Here is a 21,491-nt window from a genome sequence, read left to right as displayed (position 1 = left end):
TACGACATAACGCATAACATGGAAAGCGGTTCTTGCGCGCCATCGCGTCTCGCGCCAGAAACCCGCATGGAGTTTTCATCGCATATGCCCGCGGCCCTGGACGAGGCCCGCGCCGCCGCCGCCCGCGGCGAGGTGCCGGTGGGCGCGGTTCTGACCGATGCCGCGGGCCGCGTGCTGTCCCGCGCTGGGAACCGGACGCGCGAATTGGCCGATCCGACCGCCCATGCCGAGATCCTGGCGATCCGCGACGCCTGCCGCGCCATCGGCTCGGAACGGCTGCCCGGCGCGCGGCTTTGGGTGACGCTGGAACCCTGCCCGATGTGCGCCGCCGCAATCTCGGCCGCACGGATCGAGGTTCTTTATTACGGGGCCGATGATCCCCGCATGGGCGGCGTCAGGCATGGGGCGCGGGTCTTCGACCATCCGCAATGCCACCACCGCCCCCAGATCTTCGACGGGCTGGCCGCAGCCGAGGCGCGCGACCTGCTGTTGGCGTTCTTCCGCGAACGGCGCTGACCGGTACCTTCGGCTGACAACCGCACAGGACACTTGCGCTGCAATGCAGCATGGCTAGCATGTCTTCCCGGGATACCGGGGGAGAAGAGATGTTCAGCAAGATCCTAGTTGCGAACCGAGGCGAGATTGCGATCCGCGTGATGCGGGCTGCGAACGAGCTTGGGAAGCGGACGGTTGCGGTCTATGCGGAGGAGGACAAGCTTGGCCTTCACCGTTTCAAGGCGGACGAGGCGTATCGGATCGGGGCGGGTCTTGGCCCGGTGGCGGCCTATCTGAGCATTCCCGAGATCATCCGGGTGGCGAAGCTTTCGGGGGCGGATGCGATCCATCCCGGCTATGGGCTTCTGTCCGAGAACCCCGATTTCGTCGATGCCTGCGCGGCGGCCGGGATCGCCTTCATCGGTCCGACCGCGGACACGATGCGGGCGCTTGGCGACAAGGCCAGCGCGCGGCGCGTGGCGATTGCCGCGGGCGTGCCGGTCATTCCCGCGACCGAGGTGCTGGGCGATGACATGGAGGCGATCAAGACGGAAGCCGCCGCGATCGGCTATCCCCTGATGCTGAAGGCGTCATGGGGCGGCGGCGGGCGCGGCATGCGCCCGATCCAGAACCCCGAGGAATTGCCCGAGAAGGTGCGCGAGGGCCGGCGCGAGGCCGAGGCCGCCTTCGGCAATGGCGAGGGCTATCTGGAAAAGATGATCCTGCGCGCCCGCCATGTCGAGGTGCAATTGCTGGGCGACAGCCATGGCGGGCTTTACCACCTTTACGAACGCGACTGCACGGTCCAGCGCCGCAACCAGAAGGTGGTCGAGCGCGCCCCCGCCCCCTATCTCTCCGAGGAACAGCGCGCCGAGGTCTGCGAACTGGCGCTGAAGATCGGCCGCGCCGTCGGCTATCAGAATGCCGGCACGGTCGAGTTCCTGATGGATATGGACAGCCAGTCCTTCTACTTCATCGAGGTGAACCCGCGCGTCCAGGTCGAGCATACCGTGACCGAGGAGGTCACCGGCATCGACATCGTGCAATCCCAGATCCTGATCGCCGAGGGCGCGACGCTGGCGCAGGCGACCGGCGTGCCCAGCCAGGCGGACGTGCATCTGAACGGCCACGCGCTGCAATGCCGGGTCACGACCGAGGACCCGCTGAACAACTTCATCCCCGATTACGGCCGCATCACCGCCTATCGCAGCGCGACCGGCAACGGCATCCGCCTTGACGGCGGCACCGCCTATTCGGGGGGCGTCATCACCCGATATTACGACAGCCTGCTGGTCAAGGTCACGGCCCATGCCCAAACCCCGGAAAAGGCCATCGCGCGGATGGACCGGGCCTTGCGCGAATTCCGCGTGCGCGGGGTGGCGACGAATATCGAGTTCGTCATCAACCTGCTCAAGCACCCGACCTTCCTGGACGACAGCTACACCACCAAGTTCATCGACACGACCGAGAACCTGTTCCACTTCGCCAAGCGCCGCGACCGGGCGACGCGGATCCTGACCTATATCGCCGACATCTCGGTCAACGGCCACCCCGAGACCGCGGGCCGTCCCCGCCCGCCGGCCGAGGCGCGCACCCCGGTTCCCCCGAAACCCCGCGCCGAGCCGGTGCCCGGAACCCGGCAATTGCTGGAGGAAAGCGGCGCGCAGGCCGTCGCCGACTGGATGCTGGGCCAGAAGCAACTGCTGATCACCGACACCTCGATGCGGGACGGGCATCAGTCGCTGCTGGCGACGCGGATGCGGTCCATCGACATGATCCGGGTCGCGCCCAGCTATGCCGCGAACCTGCCCGGCCTCTTCTCGGTCGAGTGCTGGGGCGGGGCGACCTTCGACGTGGCTTACCGCTTCCTGCAGGAATGCCCCTGGCAGCGGCTGCGCGACATCCGCACGGCGATGCCGAACCTGATGACGCAGATGCTGCTGCGCGCCAGCAACGGGGTCGGCTATACCAACTATCCCGACAACGTGGTGCAGGAATTCGTGCGCCAGGCGGCGGAAACCGGCGTCGATGTGTTCCGCGTCTTCGACAGCCTGAACTGGACCCCGAACATGCGCGTCGCCATGGATGCGGTGGTCGCATCGGGCAAGATCTGCGAGGGCACGATCTGCTATACCGGCGACATCCTTGACCCCGACCGCGCCAAGTACGACCTGAAATACTATGTCGCGATGGGCCGCGATCTGCGCGACGCGGGCGCGCATGTGCTGGGGCTGAAGGACATGGCGGGGCTGTTGAAGCCCGCTGCGGCCAGCCTGCTCGTCAAGGCGCTGAAGGAAGAGGTCGGGTTGCCGATCCATTTCCACACCCATGACACCGGCGGCATCGGCGGCGCCACCATCCTGGCCGCGGCAGCGGCGGGGGTCGATGCGGTCGATTGCGCGATGGACGCGCTGTCGGGGAATACCAGCCAGCCGACGCTGGGCTCGATCGTCGAGGCGCTGCGCCATACCGATCGCGATACCGGGCTTGATATCGGAGCGATCCGCGAGATCTCGAACTACTGGGAAGCGGTCCGCGCGCAATACGCGGCCTTTGAAAGCGGGTTGCAGGCCCCGGCCTCGGAGGTCTGGCTGCACGAGATGCCGGGCGGCCAGTTCACCAACCTCAAGGCCCAGGCGCGCAGCCTTGGGCTTGAGGACCGCTGGCACGAGGTCGCCCGGACCTATGCCGAGGTGAACCGCATGTTCGGCGACATCGTCAAGGTCACGCCCAGTTCCAAGGTGGTGGGCGACATGGCGCTGATGATGGTGGCCCAGAACCTGACCCGCGCCCAGGTCGAGGACCCGGCGACCGAGGTGTCCTTCCCCGACAGCGTTGTCGACATGATGCGCGGCAATCTGGGCCAGCCCCCCGGCGGCTGGCCCGAGGCGCTGCAAAGGAAGGTGCTGAAGGGCGAGACGCCGCTGACCACCCGCCCCGGCGCCAGCATGGCCCCGGTCGACATCGAGGCCGTGCGCGCGCAGCTTTCGGCCGAGCTGGACGGCAAGCCGGTCGATGACGAGGACCTGAACGGCTACCTGATGTATCCCAAGGTCTTCACCGACTACATGGCCCGGCACGAGGCCTATGGCCCGGTCCGCACCCTGCCGACCCGCACCTTCTTCTACGGCATGGAACCCGGCGACGAGATCGAGGCCGAGATCGACCCCGGCAAGACGCTGGAAATCCGCCTGCTGACCCTGGGAGAGACCGACGAAAAGGGCGACGTGAAGGCCTTCTTCGAGCTGAACGGCCAGCCCCGCGTGATCCGGGTGCCGAACCGGCTGGTGAAATCCCAGGCCTCGGCCCGGCCCAAGGCCGACCCCGCCAACGAAAGCCATGTCGGCGCCCCCATGCCCGGCGTCATCGCCTCGGTCGCGGTCACTGCGGGCCAAAAAGTCCATCCCGGAGACCTGCTGCTGACCATCGAGGCCATGAAGATGGAAACCGCAATCCACGCCGACCGCGAAGGCACAATCAGGACACTCCACGCCACACCAGGACAACAAATCGACGCAAAAGACCTCCTCGTCGAGTTCGGGTAGGTAAAGGGGCCTTCGGGCCCCTTTTTCCCTTTCGCGTGCGTCGAGTTGCCTGACCGCCGCGCTTTGCATATGAAGTGGAAGACGTTCCGGTATTTTGTAAATTCGGAGACCCGAATTCCATGTCCAAGGCCCCAGACGTAACAGGTTTCTACGAAGCGCGCAGCGGATCGATCCAATATGTCGTGGCCTGCCCCGAGACGGGGCAATGCGCGATCATCGACCCGGTGCTGGATTTCGACGAAAAATCGGGCGCCACCGCCACGGTCGAGGCCGACCGGATCCTGGAATTCGTGCGGACGCGCGGCTATCACGTCCAGTGGATCCTGGACACCCATCCCCATGCCGACCACTTCTCGGCCGCCGATTACCTCAAAAGCCGGACGGGTGCGCCTGTCGGGATCGGCGAGAAGGTGGTCGAGGTCCAGAAACTGTGGAAAGATTTCTACAACTGGCCCGATTTCCGTGCCGATGGCAGCCAGTGGGATCACCTGTTCGCCGATGGCGAAGAGTTTTGGCTGGGCAACATTCCCTGTCGCGTGATGCTGTCGCCGGGGCACACGCTCGCCTCGGTCACCTATGTGATCGGCGACGCGGCATTCGTCCATGATACGCTGTTCATGCCCGACAGCGGCACGGCACGCGCCGATTTCCCCGGTGGCAGCGCGCATGTCCTGTGGCATTCGATCCAGGCCATCCTAGCCCTGCCCGACACCACGCGGATCTTTACCGGCCATGACTATTGCCAAGGGGGGCGCGAACCGGCCTGGGAATCGACCGTGGCCGAGCAGAGGGCCACGAACATCCACATGTCGAAATACCTGACCGAGGGCGAATTTGTCGCCGCGCGCGAGGCCAGGGACCGCAGCCTGCCAATGCCCAAGCTGATCCTGCACGCCCTGCAGGTGAACACCAATGCCGGCCGCCTGCCCGAGCCCGAGGCGAATGGCCGCCGTTACCTGAAGATCCCGCTGGACCTGCTGCAATCGCCCTGGGCCTAGCGCGCCGGGCGGATGCCTGTATCAGCCAGCAGACACGTCCTGCATGGCCACGGCCAGCACCTCGGCCAGGACCGAGGCCGCCAGCGTTCGGGCATCGCGGGTCGAGGGGATCAGCCCGATCGGTCCGCGCAGCCGCTCCAGCCGGTCTTCGGCCAGACCCGCGGCGCGCAGTAGACGTAAGCGCTCAGCCGCAGCACGGCGACTGCCCTGCGCCCCGACATAGAAGGCCGGCCCCTGCAGCAGATGCGCTAGGATTGTGGGTTCATGGTCGTGATCGTGAAAGAACAGAACCCCTGCGGTGAAGGCATCGACCGGCACCCGCGCCAGTGGCGACGGCCCGACAAGATGCACGCCACGGATCTGCGGGCCCGCAATCGCCAGTGTCTCGGCATCGGGCGAGGCAAGATGCGTCTCATAGCCCGCGCCCGCCGCCATACGCGCAAAGGCCAGCGCCTCGGGGCCCTTGCCGAAGACCGCGAAACGCGGGTCGGGATCGACCCGAAGCCGCAGCACGGCATCATCTGCCGGGGTCGTGGACAGGGTCCTGCCCAGCCATAGGTTGATCGGCCTGCGCCCCGCAAGCGCCGAGCGGATCGGAGCAAGGCTTGCGGCATCGGGGACCGCCATCACCCGGATATCCAGACCGCCGCCGCAGGGCAGCTCCAGGTCCCGAAACGGCGACCCCGCGCCATAGCGCAGGTCGCGGGGTTGGCCACTGGCCGCAACCTCGCGCGCGTGACGTGCGACATCCGCGTCAATGCACCCCGAGGACAGCGAACCCCACATCTCTGCGTCCGGACCGATAGCCATTGCCGCCCCGACAGGACGATAGGACGGCCCGTCCACACCGGCGATAAAGGCAAGCGCCACCGGCTCGCCAACGCCCAGCGGCAGGTCGGAGGCGCGCAGCCGCACCTCTGCCAACACGGGGCCCTGGGGCGCGGCGCCTTCGTCCCTCATCCGATGCTTTCCCTTTTCGTCGGCATGGTCCTGCCCGTTCCGGCGCGCCCATCGTCCGGGACAAGGGCCGCGCGCCCGGTGCATCTTCCGATTGCACCCAACGCGATAGTCGCCACATTCTGCCCCGGACGCAAGCCAAGGGGGCAAGGATGGGACGACTGGTCGACGGCATCTGGCATGACGAATGGTATGACACCAAAACCACGGGCGGACGTTTCCAGCGGACGACGACGTCGTGGCGGAACTGGATCACCCCAGACGGTGGCCCCGGCCCCTCGGGCGAAGGCGGCTTTCCTGCCGAAAGCGGGCGGTATCACCTTTACGTCTCCTACGCCTGTCCCTGGGCGCACCGGACGCTGATCTTTCGCGCGCTGAAGGGGCTGCAGGACCATATTTCGGTCTCGGTCGTCCATCCCGACATGCTGTCCGAGGGCTGGACCTTCTCGACCGATTTTCCCGGTGCCACGGGTGACGGGCTGTTCGGACTGGATTTCCTGCGACAGATCTATCTGCGGGCCGACCCACTTGCTTCGGGACGGGTCACGGTGCCGGTCCTGTGGGACAAGCAGCGGGGCACCATCGTCTCGAACGAAAGCGCCGAGATCATCCGCATGTTCAACAGCGCCTTCGACGGACTGACCGGCAACCGCGACGATTACTGCCCAGCCGCGCTGCTGGCGCAGATCGACGCAATGAACGACCGCGTCTACGACCGGGTGAACAACGGCGTATACAAGGCCGGCTTCGCCACGTCGCAACAGGCCTATGACGAGGCGGTCCACCCGCTGTTCGACACGCTCGACTGGCTTGAGGCGCATCTGGGCCAGAACCGTTACCTGTGCGGAACGTGCGCGACCGAGGCGGATTGGCGGCTTCTCACCACCATGCTGCGCTTCGACCCGGTTTATCACACCCATTTCAAGTGCAACCGGAAATGGCTGCGCGAATACCCGAACCTTTGGGGTTGGACGCGCGAACTGTATCAGTGGCCCGGCGTCGCCCCAACGGTCGATTTCAACCATATCGTGCGTCACTATCACTATAGCCACGACACGATAAATCCGAACCGAATCATTCCGATCAACCCGATCATCGATTGGGACGAACCGCATGGCCGGGGCTGACCCCCGATTGCGTTCTATTCCCTAAGCGCGGTGACCTCGGATGGGGAAACCGCGCTGTTGCCTGTGAGGATCAGCAGGGGACCCGCGTCCGAAAGCTCGGCTCCGGTCACGCGGCTGTATGCGGGCACCTGGGTCGAGCCGATCACCTCGCCGCCCGACAGCGAATCCAGCCGGAACTGGTAAAGCCCATCGGGCAGGACGGCACCCGATTGATCCTGCGCCAGCCAGTCGACCTCGCCCGCGCCGGTCCCGATCGCCTCGCGCCCGACCTCATTCCCCGAGGCGTCCAGCGTCACCAGCTGTGCTGCATCCGCACCGGCTGCGGGGTCGATCTGCAAGGTCAGCGGCTCGCCCTGGAACCAGACGGGGCCGGTTGTCCTGACTTCGCGCCCGATCCAGTCGGCAAGCTGGCCAAGCTGGCCGTTCGACCCCGAGACCATCTGCTCAAGCAGCGAGTTGGTCCTGACCTGCTGCTCGACCCCCGAAAAGGTGGCCAGCTGGACGGCGAAATCGCTGCTGTCCATCGGGTTCAGCGGGTCCTGGCTTTGCACCTGCGTCGTCAACATGCGCAGGAAGGTCTGGTAGTCGCCCCCGACCGACGTGGCCGAGGCGGTGCTGGCGGTCGAATTGGCCGTGGTCGAGCTGCCATAGGTGGTGCCGATGCCTGTAACCATGATGGTCCCTTTCAGATACGAATGTCGATTTGCCGCCCCGCGACGGCGCGTGGCGCCACGGACTTTTCGGCGGCGCTTTCGCCCTCCTCGACGGAAAGGCGGGCCTGCGCAAAGGGCGACCGTTCGGGGCGCTGCCATTGCGGATTGTCCGCCCCGCCATCTCCGAACGAGATCGAGGCGCCGCCCAATCCTGTATCGCGCAGTTCGCGCGCCAGCAGCTCTCCGTTCCGACGCATCAGGTCCAGCACATCGCGATTCTCGGCATGGACGGTGACGACCGGATTGTCGCCCGGCGTGATGACCAACCGGACCTTGCCCAGTTCCTCGGGGGAAAGCGTGATCTCGATCTGATTCTGCTTGGCATCCGCGGCGCGTTCCGCAACCTGGCGAATGATCCGGCGCGGTTCGGCCAACGGATGCGCAAGCGTCAGGCCGGCGGGCTGAACCGCCCCCTCGGCGCGACGATCGCGGGGCAGATGCACCGTAATCCCCGCCGCAAGGCCGGGGTCGGTCGCGGGCATGGCGGCAGAGGGGTCGGTGACCTGCGCCGGGGCACTGGCAGCCACGGCCGGGGATGCCGGGACTGGTCTGGGATAGGCACGCGGCTGCGTCGCAGCGGCGGCAACCTCGGGGGCAGATGGAGCGGCTTCGGCAGTGGCCGGTCGGGACGCGGCGGGGGCCAGCGCGACGTCACCCCCGCGCCGTTCAGACGTGGCGGGAGCGGGTCGAAGGGGAAGTGCGCCGGGCGTCATGTGGGCCGCCGCGACTTCAGGACGCGTCGCAAACTCCGGGGAACGGGACAGATCCTGCCGCGACGGGGCGGACTGGATCGCCGCCGTCGGCGCAGAGGCCGCTTGCGGCACGGGTGTGGTCTGCGCGCCCGACATCGGCGGCAAGCCTTGCAATGGCCGCGTAAAGGACCCCGCTTCGGATCCGGCCATCGGCGTGGGCGGTGACGGGACAGCGGCAACTTGAAGCTGTGCGGCATCTGTCCCGGACAGACTGCCGTCCCCACTCTGCACGGGCGGCGAAGCCAGATCCGGGGTTCCGCGATGGAGTGGCAGACCTGAGATCGGAACGCCGCCGTCCGACGTAACTTCGCCCTGCAACGAAGGCGCGCGATCGGCCGGCAGAGCCTCAGGATCGGGCGTCGGGCTGGCTGTCGCAATCGGAACCAGACCTGACAGCGCGACGACCGGGCTTGGGACCGGCATCGCAACCGCGACCTGCGTGTCAGGCTCTGAACCATCAATCCGGATCGCCTCGGCGTCCTCGTCGGGTTCCGACGCCACTTCCTCAGGCAGCGGGCTGGCGGGGACGGGTTCCGCGCCAAGATCAAGTTCCATTTCAAAGCTGTGGACCTCGGCCGTGTCGTCCACCTCAGCGGGTGGCTGGGCCTTCAGTCCGGAAAGTGCCGTTGCCAGCAGATTTTCGATCGCGCCAATAATCATTTTCAAACCAATCTGATTTGCCGCCGGTCTAGCCGTTCCTGATTACCAAATATTTACCGCAGGCAAATAAAACGGTTTTCGCATCTGAAATGAGGCGTCCATGAACATCACTTCCGTTTCTGCATCCCCGAACATTAAGACCATGAAAACCACAGCCGTCGAAGATGGCATTGAAAAGGCATTCCTTGCCGAAATGCTGAAATATGCCGGGCCGCAGCCCCTTTCCGGAGAATTTGGCGGCGGCATCGGCGAGGATCAGTTCTCAAGCATGATGACCGATGTCCACGCCACCGCGATCGCCGCGCGAATCGATCTGGGGCTGCTTCGCAAGACAGGAGAAGGGGCATGATCGACATCGCGAAATTGCGCGATGCGCGACTGGCCCTGCAGGCGGGGCGGTTTGACCTGGCCGAGGAAATCCTGGCGAAATTCCGGGAAACTGACCTGCGCCATGCCCGTAGCCCATTGGAAAAACGGCAGATATCCGACGAGTTGGGGCAGATCCGCTCGCTTTCCGCAGCCATGCGGGATGGGCTGGCGCTGGCGCGGCAACGGATCCGGCAGATCCTTGGCGCGTCGCGGCGGCTGGAAACCTACGACCGTGCGGGGTCGCGTCAGGTCGGCGCGACTGCGCCTTCCGAAGTCGGAAGATTTTGAATCAATTGTCGCGATCAATCGCGTTGATCGGCTTTCCGGATTCAGGATTTATTCACCACCGGCGCATATGGTCGCCAATGTGCAGAACGCATCGGTGAAAGCCGCAGGTCAGAATGGCCTTGTGTCAATGGGGGATAAAACTGCCCCTTTCAAGGAGTGAAATCAATGTCCAGCATTCTGACCAACAGCTCTGCCCTTGTCGCCCTGCAAACGCTGAAGGGCATTAACTCGAACCTCGCAAAGACCCAGACCGAGATCTCGACCGGGAAATCGGTCGGCTCGGCGCAGGACAATGCGGCGGTCTGGGCCATTTCGAAAACGATGGAGACCGATCAGGAATCCTTCAAGACCATCCAGACCAACCTGAACGTCGCCGGACAGACCGTGGCGACGGCACGGGTGGGCGCCGAACAGGTGCAAAGCCTGCTTCAGGAAATGAAGCAGCTGGCAATTGGCGCCAACCGCAGCGACGCCGACTTCGACACGATCGAGACGCAGATGTCCGCGAAGCGGGACCAGATCGCCTCGATCGTGGCGGGAACGCAGGCCAACGGCGTCAACCTGCTCAGCACCAACGGGGTCAACGGGGCGACGACCTATTCGGTCATCGGCTCGATGGACCGCAGCGGCGCGACGGTCAGCGCATCGAAGATCGACGTGGAAAGCGTCGACTTCGAGGCAAGCATCGTGGGCGGCACGGTGACGACAATCTCGGACCAGGCTTCGGCCGCGACCGCACTTGACGACATCGAATCGCTGCTGGGCGTGGCGATCGCCGGCGCGGCCGAACTCGGCTCGTCCGGGCAGCGGATCACCGACCAGGTGAATTTCGTGTCGAAGCTGACCGACTCGCTGAAGATGGCGGTCAGCTCGCTTGTCGATGCCGACATGGAGGAAAGCTCTGCCCGCCTGCAGGCGCTGCAGACCCAGCAGCAGCTTGGCATCCAGGCGCTGTCGATCGCCAACCAGGCGCCGTCCTCGATCCTGTCGCTGTTCCGCGGCTGATAGAAACCGGCGGGGGCTTCGCAAGCAGCCCCCGCCGCCTTCGGTTCAACCCCAAGGGGAAGCACGATTTTGAACGCGATCATGCCTTTTGCCGAACGCGCCTATGGCAGCCCCGCATTAAGGGGTGCCAAGGACATGGAATACGACGCCTTTTCGCGCGTGACGCGAATGTTGCATCTGGCGCCGCGCGAATGTCGCTCGGACGCGACGGTCGTCGCCGTCTCGCGCAACAACGAATTGTGGACGCTGCTGGCCACCGATCTGGCAGACCCCGCGAACGGGATCGAGGATCAGGTCAAGGCCGGGCTGATCTCGCTTGCCATCTTTTCGCTCAGGCACGGCCAGTCGGTACTGAGCGGAAAGGCCACGACCGACGCCCTGATCGACGTCAATCTGGCCGTGATGAAGGGCCTGCGCGGCGAGGGCGCGGCATGAGCGGGCTGATCCTGAAACTTGCCCCCCGCGAAAGGGTGCTGATCAACGGCGCGGTGATCGAGAACGGCGACAAGCGCGCCCGGCTGTCGGTCAGGTCGCCCAATGCCAATATCCTGCGCCTGCGCGACGCAATCCACCCGGACGAGGCCCAGACGCCCGTGTCGCGCGTCTGCTATATCTGCCAGCTCGTCATCAGCGGCGATGCGGACGAAACGCAGGGCCGGATGCAGGCCTTGCACGGTGTCGAACAATTGTCTCGCGCCCTGCCTGACAGCGACAGCCGCGGCATCCTTGACACCGCGACCAAGGCGCTGATCGACGGGAACTATTATCTTGCCATGAAGCAGCTTCGCACCCTGCTTCCGCGCGAAGCGCGGCTGCTCGCGCAGGTCCAGCCATGACCTATCAGGTCCAGGTCGGACAGGGCGGCTATACCGGCTGGAAGCTGCTTGAGCGCACGGCCGAGACCCAGCGCGCCACGCTGGCCCGCGACCCCGAAATCCTGCGCTCGCGCACCTATTTCGCCGAGAAGCTGCCGCAGGTGAAGACCGCCGACCAGATGGTCTCGGATTACCGCCTGCTGAACGTCGCCCTGCGCGCGTTTGGCCTTGAAGCCGACATGAAGAACCGGCTGTTCATCAAGAAGGTGCTTGAGGCCGACCCGAACGACAGCAACAGCATCGTCAACCGCCTGTCGGACAAGCGCTATCTGAACCTGAACAAGGCCCTGGGCATGGGACAGGCCGGGGGTGCGACCGAAAGCGCCGCCGATGTCGGCGCGATCCTGGATCTTTACGTCTCGAAAACCTTCGAGCGGAACATCGGCGACAGGTATCAGGAAATCGAACTGGCGCTGAACGCGCGGCGGGAACTTCCGGCGCTGGCCGAGTCCGGTTCCAGCGACAATACGAAGTGGTATCAGATCCTCGGCTCGCAGCCCCTGCGCAAGATCTTCGAGGGGGCCTTCGGTCTGGGGTCCACCTTCGGGCGGCTGCCCGTGGACCGGCAGGTGGACGAGATGAAGACCCGGCTGGAGAAGATGACCGGCAGTTCCTCGGTCGCTCAATTCGCCGAGCCCGAAAAGCTGGAAAACCTGCTCAAGACCTATCTGCTGCGATCAAGCATCAACAGCGGCGCGTCGGCCACGCCCTATTCGGCGGCGTTGACGATCCTGCGGGGCTATTGACCGGGGGCCTGAGCGCCTCCGCAGGCTGGATGGGACGCGCCCCAGACCCGTATCGCGTCGCGAGCCAGGTGCCGTGCCTCGATCGCGTCAAGCCGGGATCGCGCGGCAAGGGGACAGTTCCCGACCTGCGCCATCGCACGGCGCCAGTGCCGCAGGGCAGAACGCGTGCTCCAGGACAGCGCCGCCCCCGCCAGCCAAAGGCGCAGGTCGGCAGGCAGGGCATCATAGCGCTGCATCGGGTGCAAGACGGTCCGGGCGCGCAGCGAAGTGGACAGGTTGCCCCGGCTCATGCGGGACTGGCCAGCGCTACGGCCGCGCCCTTATCCCAGCGCGGGAAGGGATCGGACAGATCCGCCCAATCTTCGGGCGAGAAGCCGGGCACCATCAGCAGCGCGTCGTCCAGCGCGCGGCCGATCGCCTCGGCATCCATGCCCGAGCCGATGAAGACCAGTTCCTGCCGACGGTCGCCAAAGGGCTCGACCCAGTGCCGGCGGATCTCGGCCCGTGCCTCGGGGTGGTCGGGCCAGCGCTGGCGTGGAACGGACGCCCACCAGCGACCCAGCGGCGCCACGCTGGACATCGCGCCCGCAAGGCTGAACTCGGCCACCCAATCGGGGCGGGTGGCAATCCAGAAATGCCCCTTCGCCCGGACCACCCCTGCCAGCCCACCCCCAAGCACCGCATGGATGCGGCGCGGATCAAAGGGACGCCGCGCGCGATAGACAAAGGACGAGATGCCGTATTCCTCGGTCTCGGGCAGGTGCTCGTCAAAGCCGTAAAGCTCTTTCGCCCAAAGCGGATGTTCATGCGCGCGGTCGAAATCGAACAGCCCGGTGTCGAAGATCTGGTCCGCCTCCACCCGGCCGTGATCGGTCTCGACCAGTCTTGCATCGGGGTTCAGCGCACGGATGATCCGCCGTGCCTGCTGCAAGCGCCCTGCCCCGGCATCGCCCACCTTGTTCAGGACGATCACATTCGCGAATTCGATCTGGTCGGTCAGCAGGTCGACGACGCTGCGGGGATCGTCAGCGCCCAGCGACTCGCCACGCTGGATCAATCCGTCGCGGCCGGCAAAATCTGCGGGCAGGTTCACCGCATCGACGACCGTCACCATGCAATCCAGCCGCGCCACATCGGCCAGGCTGTCCCCGTCCTCATCGCGAAATTCGAAGGTCGCGGCCACAGGCAGGGGTTCGGCGATGCCGGTCGATTCAATCAGAAGGTGGTCGAAGCGGCCTTCTTCGGCCAGCCGGCGGACTTCGACCAGAAGATCGTCGCGCAAGGTGCAGCAGATGCAACCGTTGGTCATCTCGACCAGCTTTTCCTGCGTCCGGGACAGGTCGCTGCCCGCGCGCAGCAGATCGGCATCTATGTTCACCTCGGACATGTCGTTGACGATCACCGCGACACGACGACCTTCGCGATTGTTCAGCACATGATTCAGCAAGGTCGTCTTGCCCGCACCAAGAAAGCCGGACAGGACGGTGACGGGCAGGCGATGGTCGCGGGTAGTCATGGCTTCCTCATCTTTGCAATGTTATTACATCACCATTATCGCCATGCGCCCCTTGCTGCAACCGGCTTTCGGTGGCGGCGGCCTCAACGCTCGGTTAAACCGGGACAAAGGAGGGCCGATGGACTTCAAATGGCTCGAGGATTTCCTGACCCTGGCCGAGACGCGCAGCTTCTCGCGTTCGGCAGAATTGCGCGGCGTGACCCAAAGCGCCTTCAGCCGCCGCATCCGCTCACTTGAGGAATGGATGGGCGCCGACCTTGTTTCGCGCGATGGCTATCCGGTGACGCTGACGCCCGAAGGCGTGCTGTTTCGCGAAACGGCCGAGGAAGCGGTTCGGATGCTGAATGCGCGCCGGGTCGAGTTCCGGGACCATTCGCGCGCGCGCGGCGGCGAAATCTCGTTCCTGTCGCTGCACAGCCTCAGCGTGACCTTCCTGCCCGGCTGGCTGATGCGGCTGAAGGCGGCGGCGGGGCAGATGACCAGCCGCGTCAAACCCGAGAATTTCGACCGCTGTATCGAGGCCCTGTCCGAGGGGGGCTATGACTTCTTCCTGACCTATGCCCATCCCCAGGTGAACATTCCGCTGGACCCGGCGCGCTATCCCCATCTGGTGATCGGGCATGACAGCCTTGCCGCGGTCGCCCGCCCCGGCTGGCCCGCGGAATGGCTGACCGAGGGGATGCCGCTTCTGCAATATTCGCGCGGCTCGTTCCTGAACGCGATGACCCGGATCGCGCAGGAACAGCAGGGCGCGCCCCGCGTCTATGTCGCCCATATCGACGAAGCGTCCATGGCCGAGGCGATGAAGGGCATGGCCATCGCCGGTCACGGCATCGTATGGCTGCCGCGCCTGCTGGTCGGGGCCGAGATCGAGGCCGGGCGGCTGGAAGTCGTCGCCCCGGAACTGCCGATGGAGATCCGACTTTACCGCAACCCCTCGCGCGGGCGGGGGATCACCGGGCGGGTCTGGCAGGTGGCCGGAGAGCTTGGCGAAAACTATGCGGATTCGGAATAACCCAGCGCGACTTGGCATTGGATATCACCTTCGCACGGGCCTAGATCGCAAGTGACCAAGGGCGAAAAAACCTTGGAAACCTGATAAGATACCATTCCGAAAACCTGCCTTTCCGGAACGGCCCCGCCACTGTCGCGCGGGGACGGTGGATGCGCAGCCGAGGTGAACAATGACGAAGACCCGTATCGACCACGATCTGCTTGGCGACCGTGAAGTTCCCGCCGATGCCTATTGGGGTGTCCACAGCCTGCGCGCTGTCGAGAATTTCCCGATCTCGGGGCGCAAGGTCGGGGAAATCCCCGAACTGGTCAGCGCGCTGGCCGCGATCAAGCAGGCGGCGGCCATGGCCAATGCCGATCTGGGCCTGCTGTCGCCCGAACGCCGCGACGCCATCGTCGCCGCCTGCCAGGAGATCCGCTCGGGCAAGCTGCATGACCAGTTCATCGTCGACCAGATCCAGGGCGGCGCGGGCACCTCGACCAACATGAATGCGAACGAGGTCATTGCGAACCGCGCGCTGGAAATCATGGGTCACGCCAAGGGCGAATACAAATTCCTGCACCCGAACGAACATGTGAACATGAGCCAGTCGACCAACGACGTCTATCCGACGGCGCTGCGGCTGGCTTCTTGGAAGGGGCTGCAAAAGCTCATCAAGCAACTGGCCTCGCTTCGCGGCGCTTTCGAGGCCAAGGGGGCCGAGTTCGGCGATATCCTGAAGATGGGCCGCACCCAGTTGCAGGAAGCCGTCCCGATGACGCTGGGACAGGAATTCAACGCCTTCGCCATCACCATCGGCGAGGATGAGCAGCGCCTGGCCGAGGCCGCGCAGCTGATCTGCGAAATCAACCTTGGCGCCACGGCCATCGGCACCGGCATCACCGCCCATCCCGAATATGCCGAACGCGTGCGCGCCCGTCTGGCCGAGATCACCGTGATCCCCGTCGTCACCGCCGCTGACCTTGTCGAGGCGACATCGGATACCGGGGCATTCGTGCAGGTCTCGGGCGTGCTGAAGCGCGTCGCGGTCAAGATCTCGAAGATCTGCAACGACCTGCGGCTGTTGTCCTCGGGGCCGCGCGCCGGCTTCAACGAGATCAACCTGCCCGCCAAGCAGGCCGGTTCTTCGATCATGCCGGGCAAGGTGAACCCCGTGATCCCCGAGGTGATGAACCAGATCTGCTTCGAGGTGATCGGCAATGACATGACCATAACCATGGCGGCCGAGGGTGGACAGCTTCAGCTGAACGCCTTTGAACCCGTCATCGCCTATTCTATGTTCCGCTCGGTCGATCACCTGGTCGCGGGGCTGGCGACGCTGGAGGACAACTGCGTGCGCGGCATCACCGCGAATCGCGACGTGCTCAAGGAAACCGTACGGCGCTCTATCGGGATCGTGACCGCGCTGAATCCCTATATCGGCTACGCTGCAGCAACCGAGGTCGCGACCGAAGCCCACCTGACCGGGCGCGGCGTCTATGAACTGGTGCTGGAAAAGGGCCTGCTGCCGAAAGAGCGGCTGGACGCGATCCTGCGCCCCGAAACACTGACCCGGCCCGTTCCCTTCGTGGCCTGAGCAATCCCCTGCCCCCAGGGGTGACGCGACCCCGGCCTCAGCCGGGGTCGCAAGATATTTCGTCCAGCAAGAAGGCGCGGAACTTGCGGATCGCCGGCCGGTTGCGCCGACCCTGCGGATAGACCAGCCAATAGCCCCGCCCGTTCTGCGAGACCTGCGGAAAAGGCTGGATCAGGCTTCCCGTCGCCAGTTCGAACCGGAAGAAGCGCGGCGTCAGCAGTGCGACACCATAGCCCGCCAGCGCCGCCCGTGCCTCGTGCAGGTCGGTGGACAGCGTCAGCCCGGCGCGCGGCGGACATTCGGGATATTCAAGCCCCGCCTCGGCCATCCAGACGCCCCAGTTTTCGTCGCTCGCATCCAGCAGAGGCATGCGCAGCAGGTCCGCCGGTTCGCGCAGATCGTGCTTTTTCGCCATCTCGGGGGTCAGCATCGGGGTGTACTCGACATTCATCAGGAAATGCGAGGTCAACCCCGGCCAATCGCCCTGCCCCGACCGTATGGCGACGCTGATATCCTCGCGCCCGAAATCGACGATGTTGTCGCTGGTCTCCAGCCGCACGGCCAGGTTCGGATTGCTCATCTGGAACTTGCCCAGCCGCTGCGACAGCCACGCCCCGGCAAAAGTCGGCACGGTCGAGATCGAGAGCGTCGAGACCGCATCCGCCGCCGGATCGGCAAAGGTTTCGCGCAGCATGTCGAAGGCGTCGATCGTCGGGCGGGCGAACAGCGTCCCGGTCTCGGTCAACGAGATTTCGCGCGTCTTGCGCAGGAACAGGGGCACGCCCAACCGCTCTTCCAGCAGCCGGATTTGATAGCTGACGGCGGCCTGGGTCATGCCCAGTTCTTCGGCCGCTCGGGTAAAACTCAGGTGGCGGGCGACAGCCTCGAAGGCGCGCAGTGCGGCAAGGGGCGGAATCGACATAAGCCGGCCTTATGGATGCTTGCAGAGGCTTTGTTGGTCAGGAGCCGCCGGACAGTAGCATAGTGCTTATCCATCAACCACATGCTTGTGGAGGAGTAAGCAATGTTCGCGAGTGATTTCACCCGGCAGCCCCGCGGGCTTGCCGACCGGCTGCTGACGCTTCTGGGCTTCAGGAAAGCAGGTGATCCGTGCCTGCGGAACGTCGTCACCGACCGCTACGCGGCGCTGGATGACCCAGTGACCCGCAAGGCGCTGGCCGATCTGCCGCCGCACCTGTTGCGCGATGTCGGCGTCAGCGTGGATACCCCCGACCGCAGCCAGCCGGTCGAGGGTGAGGCCTTGCGCAAATACCTATGGTAAGGGCTCAGACGAGCCCTTCGCAGAACCGGCGGATGCGGTCGCACGCATCCGTCAGCACCTCGTCCGAGGTTGCATAGGAAATGCGGAAATGCGGGCTAAGGCCGAAGGCCGCGCCGAACACCACCGCAACCCCCGTCTCATCCAGCAGCGCGGTGGCGAAAGCTTCGTCATCCGTGATCACCGTGCCCCCGGCCGAAGTCTTGCCGATCAGGTCGCGGATCGAGGGATAGACGTAGAACGCACCCTGCGGCATCGGGCAGACGATTCCGGGACATTTGTTCAGCCCCTCGACCACCAGATCACGGCGGCGCTGGAACACGGCGCGGCTGGTTTCCACGTAATCCTGCGGTCCTTCCAGCGCGGCAAGCGCCGCGAACTGGCTGATCGAAGTCGGGTTCGAGGTCGATTGCGACTGCAACTTGCCCATCGCCTTGATCAGCTCGACCGGACCTGCGCCATAGCCGATGCGCCAGCCGGTCATGGCATAGGACTTGCTGACCCCGTTCATGGTCAGCGTGCGGTCTTTCAGGCCCGGTTCGACCTGAGCGGGGGTGACGAAGCGGAAATCGTCAAAAACCAGATGCTCATAGATGTCGTCGGTCAGCACCCAGACATGGGGATGACGCATCAGCACGTCGGTCAGGCCGCGCATCGCGTCCTCGTCATAGCCCGCCCCGGTCGGGTTCGAGGGCGAGTTCAGGATCAGCCATTTCGTTTTCGGCGTGATCGCGGCCTCAAGCTGCTCGGGGCTGATGCGGTATCCGTTCTGCATCTCGGCCTCGACCACGACGGGCGTGCCGCCGGCCAACAGCACCATGTCGGGATAGCTGACCCAATAGGGCGCGGGGATCACCACCTCGTCGCCGGGGTTCAGCGTCGCCATCAGCGCGTTGTACAGGATCTGCTTGCCGCCGGTGCCGACAGTGATCTGGGCGGGGGTATAGTCCAGCCCGTTCTCGCGCCGGAACTTGTCGCAGATGGCGCGCTTCAGCTCGGGAATGCCATCGACGGCGGTATAGCGGGTATGGCCCGCGTCGATCGCGGCCTTGCCCGCTTCGCGGATATGTTCGGGCGTGTCGAAATCGGGCTCACCCGCCGACAGGCTGATGATGTCGCGTCCTTCGGCGGCCAGTTCACGGGCACGGCCGGTAATGGCGATGGTGGGCGAGGGTTTGACGCGGGCGAGCGTCTGGGACAAAAGGCTCATCGAATGCATCCTGCGGCTGGGGCGCCTGAAGTCTTAGGCGCGCAGACGCGGACAGACAAGCCGGGGGCGAAGTTGGACCAGGACGAAGCAAGGCTGAAGCGGCTGCGGATGCGCAGCTGGCGGCGCGGCATGAAAGAGATGGACCTGATCCTTGGTCCCTTCGCGGACAGCGAGATGGGGAACCTGACCCCGGCCGAGCTGGACGATTACGAGGCGCTGCTGAACGAGAATGACCAGGATCTTTACCCCTGGGTCACCGCCCGGATGGCGGGACGCAATCCCGGCCCCACGCCGCTGGTTCCGATCCTGGACCGCATCGCCGTATTCGCGACCGAGCGCTTACGCCCGAAATCCTGAAAATTTTAGACAAGACCGCGATAGTTCGCGCGAATTAACCTGAGATTCGGAAATCCTGTTCATGGTCCCTGAAACAGACCCAGAACGGAATGAGCCGAATGCCTCAGACCAGCCCTCTCCGTCCCGTCGCCACGCTGCGGCCCGCGCTTCCTGCGCGGATCGAGACCTATCTGGAAAGCCTTCAGATCCTTGAGCGCCTGCACAGGCTGCTGCTGGATCTGGTCAAGGATGAGTTCGAGCGGCTTGGCCGTTCCGACCTGACGCCGGTGCAGGCGCTGCTGATCTATAACCTCGACACGTCCGAGGTGACGGCGGGCGAGTTGCGTTCGCGCGGCATGTATCAGGGCTCGAATGTCAGCTACAACCTGAAGAAGCTGGTCGAGCTTGGCTATCTCAGCCACGAACGCTGCGAGATGGACCGCCGCTCGGTCAAGGTGCGCCTGACCGCCGACGGGCAGCAGGTCCGGGACCGCGTGGCCGAGCTTTTCTCGCGCCATGCCGAGGGGCTTGGCGAATCCGGTGTGCTGGACGATCCGGCGATCGAGCTTGTGAACCTGCAATGGCGCCGGATCGAGCGTTACTGGCTGGAGCAGATCCGCTACATCTACTGAAGCGGACCGGCCCCTGCCCGCGCCTTACCAGTGGCCGGTATTGCCCATGCTGGCCCAGGGTTCCTGCGGCGGCAGGTGCTCACCCTCTTGCAGCAGCTCGATCGAGACGTTGTCGGGGCTGCGCACAAAGGCCATGTGACCGTCGCGCGGGGGCCGGTTGATCGTCACGCCCGCATCCATCAGCTTCTGGCACAGCTCATAGATATTGCCGACGCGATAGGCGAGATGGCCGAAATGGCGGCTGTCCGAGGGAAGCCCTTCGTCCCCGTCCCAGTTCCAGGTCAGTTCGACCGGGCATTCCGGCTGGCCGGGCGCGGCCATGAAAACCAGCGTGAAGCGGCCCTTGTCATTCTCGATCCGGCGCGTCTCCTCAAGCCCGAGCAGGCGGAAGAACTCCATCGTCCGGTCAAGGTCAAGGACGCGGACCATCGTGTGCAGATAGCGGATTTGCATGTCAAATCTCCCCTTTTGGCGGGTCATTGATGGCAGTCGGAACGGCGAACGGCAAGCGAAGCCTGAGGGTTTCACATCCCGGCGCGGGAAGGTCTAGCCGCCTGTGATGGCCAGTGCGGCCTCGGCCGCAAGGGGGGCGACGCGGCGGCGGAACTCCTCGGGTTCCCATTCCGCCAGCGAACCCGCGACATGGATCGCGGCGACCGGTCGACCGTCGGATCCGGCGATCGCCACGCCCAATGCGATTTCACCCATCACGATCTGCTCAAGCGCCAGCGCATGACCGGTCTCGCGCACCAGCGCGATCTGGGCGCGAATGGCGTCGGGGTCGGTCAGGGTGCGGGGCGTGACTGCGCGCAGATCGGCCGCCGCCAGCAGCGCATCGACCTGCGGATCGGGCAGCATCGCCATCACCGCCCACCCGCCCGAGGTGCAATAGGTCGGCACGGCATGACCCAGCAGCGTCGCGAAGAACATCTCGCGCTTGCTTTGCATCCGGGCGGCATAGACCATCCGCTGCCCGTCGAACAGCGACAGGTCGACACGTTCGCGCACGTTGCGGCGCAGTTCCAGCAGCACGGGGCTGGCAGCGCGGATCAGCGGGTTCAGCCGAAGATAGTCATAGGTCAGGTCCAGCACGCCAAGATCGGGCAGGAAACCGCGCCCATCCTCGGTCAGGCGCAGGTGGCCGGTCTGGCGCAGCGTGTGGACGATGCGCTGCGCCGCGCTGCGGGTGATGCCGGCGCGGGCCGCGATTTCCGACAGGCTGAGCGCGCGTTCGGCACCGGAAAAGCTTGCCAGCACCTGAAACCCGCGACCCAGCGACTGCACGAAAAGCGGGTCCTGTGCCGTTTCTGGGTCAGTTTCCGAACCGCGCGACAAGAACAAACCTCTCGGTTGACAGAATTAAAAACGGACTCGTAAAGTCATTATGCAATGCAAGT

General features: G+C 65.0%; 24 protein-coding genes. 15 read left to right on the top strand and 9 right to left on the bottom strand.

Annotation, left to right across the window (positions count from 1 at the left end):
* The first annotated feature begins 66 nt into the window (after positions 1-66).
* From RM190_RS06235 to RM190_RS06225, 3 genes are all read left to right on the top strand, one after another.
* On the top strand, positions 67-516 hold the full coding sequence (locus RM190_RS06235; RefSeq protein WP_311758555.1) for a nucleoside deaminase: 450 nt from the start codon (positions 67-69) through the stop codon (positions 514-516).
* Positions 517-605: 89 nt separating this feature from the next.
* Entirely contained in the window at positions 606-4,040 is a 3,435-nt protein-coding gene (locus RM190_RS06230; RefSeq protein WP_311758554.1) for a pyruvate carboxylase, read from the top strand.
* Positions 4,041-4,159: 119 nt separating this feature from the next.
* Positions 4,160-5,038 carry an MBL fold metallo-hydrolase gene (locus RM190_RS06225; RefSeq protein ID WP_311758553.1) on the top strand — a complete coding sequence of 293 codons (879 nt, stop codon included), beginning with the start codon at positions 4,160-4,162 and terminating at the stop codon, positions 5,036-5,038.
* 21 nt (positions 5,039-5,059) lie between these two features.
* Here the strand turns inward: RM190_RS06225 and RM190_RS06220 are convergent, their stop codons facing one another.
* Positions 5,060-5,998 (bottom strand): XdhC family protein, encoded by a 939-nt coding sequence (locus tag RM190_RS06220; protein WP_311758552.1) that lies wholly within the window; start codon positions 5,996-5,998, stop codon positions 5,060-5,062.
* 149 nt (positions 5,999-6,147) lie between these two features.
* Here RM190_RS06220 and RM190_RS06215 point away from each other — a divergent pair, with 149 nt between their 5' ends.
* Positions 6,148-7,122, top strand: a complete 975-nt coding sequence (locus tag RM190_RS06215; RefSeq protein ID WP_311758551.1) for a glutathione S-transferase family protein — start codon at positions 6,148-6,150, stop codon at positions 7,120-7,122.
* 14 nt (positions 7,123-7,136) lie between these two features.
* Here the strand turns inward: RM190_RS06215 and RM190_RS06210 are convergent, their stop codons facing one another.
* Together RM190_RS06210 and RM190_RS06205 are read right to left on the bottom strand one after the other, a co-directional pair.
* Positions 7,137-7,796: a flagellar hook capping FlgD N-terminal domain-containing protein gene (locus RM190_RS06210; protein WP_311758550.1), complete on the bottom strand. Its 660-nt coding sequence runs from the start codon at positions 7,794-7,796 to the stop codon at positions 7,137-7,139.
* Positions 7,797-7,807: 11 nt separating this feature from the next.
* On the bottom strand, positions 7,808-9,247 hold the full coding sequence (locus RM190_RS06205) for a flagellar hook-length control protein FliK (protein WP_311758549.1): 1,440 nt from the start codon (positions 9,245-9,247) through the stop codon (positions 7,808-7,810).
* Positions 9,248-9,347: 100 nt separating this feature from the next.
* Between RM190_RS06205 and RM190_RS06200 the strand changes: the two genes are divergently transcribed.
* The 6 genes from RM190_RS06200 to RM190_RS06175 all read left to right on the top strand — a co-directional run bounded on the left by RM190_RS06200 (position 9,348) and on the right by RM190_RS06175 (position 12,530).
* Positions 9,348-9,596: a hypothetical protein gene (locus RM190_RS06200; RefSeq protein WP_311758548.1), complete on the top strand. Its 249-nt coding sequence runs from the start codon at positions 9,348-9,350 to the stop codon at positions 9,594-9,596.
* On the top strand, positions 9,593-9,904 hold the full coding sequence (locus RM190_RS06195; protein ID WP_311758547.1) for a hypothetical protein: 312 nt from the start codon (positions 9,593-9,595) through the stop codon (positions 9,902-9,904). The genes RM190_RS06200 and RM190_RS06195 overlap by 4 nt, the downstream gene beginning before the upstream one ends.
* Positions 9,905-10,069: 165 nt before the next feature.
* Positions 10,070-10,909, top strand: coding sequence for a flagellin N-terminal helical domain-containing protein (locus tag RM190_RS06190; RefSeq protein WP_311758546.1), 840 nt, complete (start codon positions 10,070-10,072; stop codon positions 10,907-10,909).
* Positions 10,910-10,990: 81 nt separating this feature from the next.
* Complete coding sequence (locus tag RM190_RS06185) at positions 10,991-11,344, top strand: flagellar biosynthesis regulator FlaF (RefSeq protein ID WP_311758545.1); 354 nt, start codon at positions 10,991-10,993, stop codon at positions 11,342-11,344.
* The gene (gene flbT, locus RM190_RS06180) at positions 11,341-11,745 is read left to right on the top strand and encodes a flagellar biosynthesis repressor FlbT (RefSeq protein WP_311758544.1); all 405 of its coding nucleotides are present in this window, start codon (positions 11,341-11,343) and stop codon (positions 11,743-11,745) included. Before RM190_RS06185 ends, flbT begins: the two co-directional genes overlap by 4 nt.
* Positions 11,742-12,530, top strand: coding sequence for a DUF1217 domain-containing protein (locus tag RM190_RS06175; RefSeq protein ID WP_311758543.1), 789 nt, complete (start codon positions 11,742-11,744; stop codon positions 12,528-12,530). The genes flbT and RM190_RS06175 overlap by 4 nt, the downstream gene beginning before the upstream one ends.
* Here the strand turns inward: RM190_RS06175 and RM190_RS06170 are convergent.
* Both RM190_RS06170 and RM190_RS06165 read right to left on the bottom strand, forming a co-directional pair.
* The gene (locus tag RM190_RS06170) at positions 12,524-12,820 is read right to left on the bottom strand and encodes a DUF6525 family protein (RefSeq protein ID WP_311758542.1); all 297 of its coding nucleotides are present in this window, start codon (positions 12,818-12,820) and stop codon (positions 12,524-12,526) included. The genes RM190_RS06175 and RM190_RS06170 overlap by 7 nt on opposite strands.
* The gene (locus RM190_RS06165) at positions 12,817-14,046 is read right to left on the bottom strand and encodes a GTP-binding protein (RefSeq protein WP_311758541.1); all 1,230 of its coding nucleotides are present in this window, start codon (positions 14,044-14,046) and stop codon (positions 12,817-12,819) included. Before RM190_RS06165 ends, RM190_RS06170 begins: the two co-directional genes overlap by 4 nt.
* A 118-nt stretch (positions 14,047-14,164) precedes the next feature.
* Between RM190_RS06165 and RM190_RS06160 the strand changes: the two genes are divergently transcribed.
* Positions 14,165-15,061, top strand: coding sequence for a LysR family transcriptional regulator (locus RM190_RS06160; protein ID WP_311758540.1), 897 nt, complete (start codon positions 14,165-14,167; stop codon positions 15,059-15,061).
* Between the two features lie 169 nt (positions 15,062-15,230).
* Positions 15,231-16,637 carry an aspartate ammonia-lyase gene (gene aspA / locus RM190_RS06155; protein WP_311758539.1) on the top strand — a complete coding sequence of 469 codons (1,407 nt, stop codon included), beginning with the start codon at positions 15,231-15,233 and terminating at the stop codon, positions 16,635-16,637.
* Positions 16,638-16,674: 37 nt separating this feature from the next.
* Here aspA and RM190_RS06150 read toward each other — a convergent pair whose 3' ends face one another.
* Positions 16,675-17,559 carry a LysR substrate-binding domain-containing protein gene (locus RM190_RS06150; RefSeq protein ID WP_311758538.1) on the bottom strand — a complete coding sequence of 295 codons (885 nt, stop codon included), beginning with the start codon at positions 17,557-17,559 and terminating at the stop codon, positions 16,675-16,677.
* Between the two features lie 102 nt (positions 17,560-17,661).
* On the opposite strand from RM190_RS06150, the gene RM190_RS06145 reads away from it, so the two are divergent.
* A complete protein-coding gene (locus RM190_RS06145) occupies positions 17,662-17,919 on the top strand; it encodes a hypothetical protein (protein WP_311758537.1) in 258 nt (85 codons plus the stop codon).
* Positions 17,920-17,923: 4 nt separating this feature from the next.
* Here the strand turns inward: RM190_RS06145 and RM190_RS06140 are convergent, their stop codons facing one another.
* Complete coding sequence (locus RM190_RS06140; protein WP_311758536.1) at positions 17,924-19,126, bottom strand: pyridoxal phosphate-dependent aminotransferase; 1,203 nt, start codon at positions 19,124-19,126, stop codon at positions 17,924-17,926.
* A 108-nt stretch (positions 19,127-19,234) separates the two neighbouring features.
* Here RM190_RS06140 and RM190_RS06135 point away from each other — a divergent pair, with 108 nt between their 5' ends.
* Both RM190_RS06135 and RM190_RS06130 read left to right on the top strand, forming a co-directional pair.
* Positions 19,235-19,483, top strand: coding sequence for an FAD assembly factor SdhE (locus tag RM190_RS06135; RefSeq protein ID WP_311758755.1), 249 nt, complete (start codon positions 19,235-19,237; stop codon positions 19,481-19,483).
* Positions 19,484-19,581: 98 nt separating this feature from the next.
* Positions 19,582-20,094, top strand: a complete 513-nt coding sequence (locus tag RM190_RS06130) for a MarR family winged helix-turn-helix transcriptional regulator (protein WP_311758535.1) — start codon at positions 19,582-19,584, stop codon at positions 20,092-20,094.
* 24 nt (positions 20,095-20,118) lie between these two features.
* On the opposite strand, the gene RM190_RS06125 is transcribed toward RM190_RS06130, so the two are convergent.
* Positions 20,119-20,547 carry a VOC family protein gene (locus tag RM190_RS06125; protein ID WP_311758534.1) on the bottom strand — a complete coding sequence of 143 codons (429 nt, stop codon included), beginning with the start codon at positions 20,545-20,547 and terminating at the stop codon, positions 20,119-20,121.
* A 93-nt stretch (positions 20,548-20,640) separates the two neighbouring features.
* Entirely contained in the window at positions 20,641-21,378 is a 738-nt protein-coding gene (locus tag RM190_RS06120) for an IclR family transcriptional regulator (protein WP_311758533.1), read from the bottom strand.
* Positions 21,379-21,491: the final 113 nt, after the last annotated feature.

The organism is Paracoccus broussonetiae (assembly GCF_031854425.1).
In the GTDB taxonomy this organism is placed as follows: domain Bacteria; phylum Pseudomonadota; class Alphaproteobacteria; order Rhodobacterales; family Rhodobacteraceae; genus Paracoccus; species Paracoccus broussonetiae.
The sequence above is the reverse complement of the archived record's forward strand: the minus strand, read 5'-3'. Positions and strand labels throughout refer to the sequence as shown.

Bases quoted from the DNA above. Each gene is read 5' to 3' on its own strand.
- RM190_RS06205 (WP_311758549.1), bottom strand. From the start codon at position 9,247: ATGATTATTGGCGCGATCGAAAATCTGCTGGCAACGGCACTTTCCGGA.
- RM190_RS06175 (WP_311758543.1), top strand. From the start codon at position 11,742: ATGACCTATCAGGTCCAGGTCGGACAGGGCGGCTATACCGGCTGGAAG.
- aspA (WP_311758539.1), top strand. From the start codon at position 15,231: ATGACGAAGACCCGTATCGACCACGATCTGCTTGGCGACCGTGAAGTT.
- RM190_RS06170 (WP_311758542.1), bottom strand. From the start codon at position 12,820: ATGAGCCGGGGCAACCTGTCCACTTCGCTGCGCGCCCGGACCGTCTTG.
- RM190_RS06210 (WP_311758550.1), bottom strand. From the start codon at position 7,796: ATGGTTACAGGCATCGGCACCACCTATGGCAGCTCGACCACGGCCAAT.
- RM190_RS06230 (WP_311758554.1), top strand. From the start codon at position 606: ATGTTCAGCAAGATCCTAGTTGCGAACCGAGGCGAGATTGCGATCCGC.
- RM190_RS06220 (WP_311758552.1), bottom strand. From the start codon at position 5,998: ATGAGGGACGAAGGCGCCGCGCCCCAGGGCCCCGTGTTGGCAGAGGTG.
- RM190_RS06150 (WP_311758538.1), bottom strand. From the start codon at position 17,559: ATGTCGATTCCGCCCCTTGCCGCACTGCGCGCCTTCGAGGCTGTCGCC.
- RM190_RS06185 (WP_311758545.1), top strand. From the start codon at position 10,991: ATGCCTTTTGCCGAACGCGCCTATGGCAGCCCCGCATTAAGGGGTGCC.
- flbT (WP_311758544.1), top strand. From the start codon at position 11,341: ATGAGCGGGCTGATCCTGAAACTTGCCCCCCGCGAAAGGGTGCTGATC.
- RM190_RS06135 (WP_311758755.1), top strand. From the start codon at position 19,235: ATGCGCAGCTGGCGGCGCGGCATGAAAGAGATGGACCTGATCCTTGGT.
- RM190_RS06190 (WP_311758546.1), top strand. From the start codon at position 10,070: ATGTCCAGCATTCTGACCAACAGCTCTGCCCTTGTCGCCCTGCAAACG.
- RM190_RS06235 (WP_311758555.1), top strand. From the start codon at position 67: ATGGAGTTTTCATCGCATATGCCCGCGGCCCTGGACGAGGCCCGCGCC.
- RM190_RS06195 (WP_311758547.1), top strand. From the start codon at position 9,593: ATGATCGACATCGCGAAATTGCGCGATGCGCGACTGGCCCTGCAGGCG.
- RM190_RS06215 (WP_311758551.1), top strand. From the start codon at position 6,148: ATGGGACGACTGGTCGACGGCATCTGGCATGACGAATGGTATGACACC.
- RM190_RS06130 (WP_311758535.1), top strand. From the start codon at position 19,582: ATGCCTCAGACCAGCCCTCTCCGTCCCGTCGCCACGCTGCGGCCCGCG.
- RM190_RS06200 (WP_311758548.1), top strand. From the start codon at position 9,348: ATGAACATCACTTCCGTTTCTGCATCCCCGAACATTAAGACCATGAAA.
- RM190_RS06125 (WP_311758534.1), bottom strand. From the start codon at position 20,547: ATGCAAATCCGCTATCTGCACACGATGGTCCGCGTCCTTGACCTTGAC.
- RM190_RS06165 (WP_311758541.1), bottom strand. From the start codon at position 14,046: ATGACTACCCGCGACCATCGCCTGCCCGTCACCGTCCTGTCCGGCTTT.
- RM190_RS06140 (WP_311758536.1), bottom strand. From the start codon at position 19,126: ATGAGCCTTTTGTCCCAGACGCTCGCCCGCGTCAAACCCTCGCCCACC.
- RM190_RS06145 (WP_311758537.1), top strand. From the start codon at position 17,662: ATGTTCGCGAGTGATTTCACCCGGCAGCCCCGCGGGCTTGCCGACCGG.
- RM190_RS06160 (WP_311758540.1), top strand. From the start codon at position 14,165: ATGGACTTCAAATGGCTCGAGGATTTCCTGACCCTGGCCGAGACGCGC.
- RM190_RS06225 (WP_311758553.1), top strand. From the start codon at position 4,160: ATGTCCAAGGCCCCAGACGTAACAGGTTTCTACGAAGCGCGCAGCGGA.